Genomic DNA, 2837 nt, shown 5'->3' with positions numbered 1-2837 from the left:
CCAAACAGGTTCCCGTCGACCGGCGTCTTCACGTAGCCCCAGGTGCGTCCGTGATCGGCGGTTCGTGCGACCAGGCCCGATTGCCCCACTGCGTAACCCGCACCGTCATCGCGAATGCTCAGCGCGAAGAACGTCGGCGCCGATTCGCCGGAATCCGAGGGATGCCGGTACACGATGTCCCAGCAGATGCCGCCGTCGGGCGAACGCATGATCTGGCCGTACTCGCCGCCGATCAGCACGCTGCCGTCTTCCTGCACGTCGACGAGGTAGTTGGTCGGCTCGTCGCGCAGCACCGCGGTGTCGCCTTCGCCGGAGTCGTACAGCGTCGCCCAGTTCGGCGCGACCGACTCCCAGGTTTCACCGCCGTCCTTGGACTTGAGCAACGTGCCGAACGCACCGACGATGAACGCCAGGCCGTTCTTGTTGAGGTCCACCTGCAGCAGGCGCCGGTCGGTGCCGCTGTCGACCTTCTTCCACGTGCCGCTGCCGTCGTCGACCAGGATCAAGCCCATCTGGCCGACCGCGATTCGTCGTGTGCCGTTGCTGGCCACATCGATCATCGCCAGATCGGTGGGCGCGCGCTCGCGCGTCCAGCTCTTGCCGGCATCGGTGGTGCCCATGATCAGGCCGGCCTCGCCGACGGCGACACCCTTGTCGGCGTCGAAGATCACCGAGAACAGGCGGTCGTGCGGCGTCGCATGCGACACCACGACGTTGCGCTCGTCCTTGGCGTCGACCGACGCGCGGATGCTGAAACTCAGGGCCGCGAGCGCAAGAATCGCGAACGTCGGCAAAAGGATTCTCATGGCGGGTCACCCACCGGATAAAAAAGCAATCGAGATGCAGGGCGGCGGAAGATCCGCCGCCCTGCCGAGGCGGTTACTGCACGCGGCTCACGCGCGACCGAGGGACTGGATGCCCTGGGCGGTGCAGTAGGTGTTGAACAGCCATTCCGGATCGGCCTGGAAGCGGGCTTCGACGCCGGCGGCGCCCTTGGAGTGGTTGCACAGCGACATGCGCTTGTTCTGGAAGTCGTAGATGTGCACGTAGATCCAGGACCAGGCCGGGCTCACGCCGTCGGCCGCCTTGATGAAGCGCTTGCCATCCTTGCCACCGCCCTTGAACTGGCCGTGCGCCATCTCGAAGTTCGACCACAGCTTGCCCTGACGGTCATAGCGGATGTTGCTGGCCGCCATGCAGTTGCGCACATCGACGTAGGCCACGCGCTTGGACACCGGCGAACGCGGATAACCCGTCGGTTCGCAACTCGTGACGATGACTTCCGGCGCCATCTCGTACGGGATGTCGAAGAACTTCGGGTTGTCCTTCTGACGGGGCGGTTCCCACATGTCGTCGTGCTTGGCGAAGTCGGCGGCCCAGGGCCCGAGCATCGGCTTGCGCTCTTCGATCTTGTGATTGCCCCAGGTCAGGAACGGATCGCCCGCGGCCCAGGGATCGGAGAGGAACCAGACGGCGCCCGGAACCAGCGGCTCGAAGCGCTGGTTCGACGGGAACTGGCGCACGCGACGGAACTCCGGCAGATATCCGTACAGCTCCGGAATCTTGCGCGCGTCGTAATCCCAGACGCTCAGGAACGAGGTACCGCGAACGTCAGGAGAGGCCGCAAAGAAAACACTCTGGCGACGGAGTTCCGTCTCCAGCCCCTTGAAGACCTTCCGATCGGTGCGGCCTGTGCTGTTCAGCTCGACCCACTGGAAGTTGTAGTGATACTCCTGCTTGCCGGTCGCGCCGTAGTCTTTCTGCTCGATGACGTAGCAGGCGTTGTCGGCGCGGCCGATGTTGGTGGCCATGTTGCACCACACCTCGCGTCCGTCCTTGGGATTCACGAATGGCAAGCCGCCCTGCCAGCGGTTACCACTCTGGTCGACGAGGTTTCCGTTGGCGTCCCACTTTCCCTTGTGCCCCGACTTGATGTCGGCGACGGTCGCGTCGTAGTAGACCGCGTTGTTCAGATCGCGCGGATTCATCGTCGGCGCCTGGATGCGGATCCGGCGACCTTCCGAGCCTCCGACCTGCTCGATGACACCCGGATCGAGCAGATGCTTGACGTGCTCGAGATTGCTCTTGTCGATGTAGTCGCCGACCTTGACCTTGCCCTTGGTCTGCGCCTCGACCGAATACAGCTCGTCGGGATACGCCTTCGAAATGTCCTGCTCGGCGGCCAACAGCTTGTCGAGCGGCATCAGCACGCCCGCCCCCAAACCGTACGCCACGCTCTCCATCATCTTCCGACGACCGTAATTGAAGTCGTATTTCCGGATGCGCATCTTCGTTCTCCTCGAATGGTCTACTACCGCCCGTATTCGCCGGGGGACGGTTTCCGGCTCCACGGTTTATTTCGCAGGCGCAGCACCCGCCGGCAGATCGTCGTCGCCGGCCGGGTCCTGGAACATCGACATGTCGAAGCTCTCGCCGACCATCAGATCGGTACGCGTCGCGAATTGGGGCTTGATCAGCCAGACCAGCAGCGGCAGCACCATCAGCGCCAGCACCATGTTGATCAGCATCAGCGCGGCCAGCAGCAGGCCCATGTCCGCCATGAACTTCAGGTCCGACAGGAAGTACCAGGGCAGGATCCCGATCAGCATGATCGTGGCCGTGAACATGATCGCCTTGCCCGTCGTCGTGAGCGCCTCGGATATCCCCTTGGCCCAGTCCTGCCCCTGCGCGTGGTACTCCTCGATGATTCTCGAGAGCAGGTAGATGCCGTAGTCGATACCGACACCCACACCGAGCACGGTCACCATCACCGAGTTGATGTCCAGACCGATGCCCATCAGGTGCATCGTCGCCAGCAGGTAGAAGTTCGACAGCAA

3 protein-coding genes are annotated in these 2837 nt (G+C 63.5%); all 3 read right to left on the bottom strand.

The window, feature by feature from the left end; all coding sequences use genetic code 11:
* Positions 1 to 806, bottom strand: an 806-nt coding sequence (locus DFR24_RS24610; RefSeq protein WP_162851412.1) for a WD40/YVTN/BNR-like repeat-containing protein, incomplete at its 3' end; no start/stop codon positions are given.
* Between the two features lie 87 nt (positions 807 to 893).
* Positions 894 to 2288, bottom strand: a complete 1395-nt coding sequence (locus DFR24_RS24235; protein WP_133884057.1) for a DUF1329 domain-containing protein — start codon at positions 2286 to 2288, stop codon at positions 894 to 896.
* A 66-nt stretch (positions 2289 to 2354) separates the two neighbouring features.
* Positions 2355 to 2837: MMPL family transporter (locus DFR24_RS24230; RefSeq protein ID WP_162851411.1), on the bottom strand; the 483-nt coding region annotated here is incomplete at its 5' end.

Origin of the sequence: Panacagrimonas perspica (genome assembly GCF_004364935.1) — a bacterium.
In the GTDB taxonomy this organism is placed as follows: Bacteria; Pseudomonadota; Gammaproteobacteria; order Nevskiales; family Nevskiaceae; genus Panacagrimonas; species Panacagrimonas perspica.
Note: the sequence above shows the minus strand (reverse complement) of the source record. Positions and strands in the feature narration are given on the sequence as shown.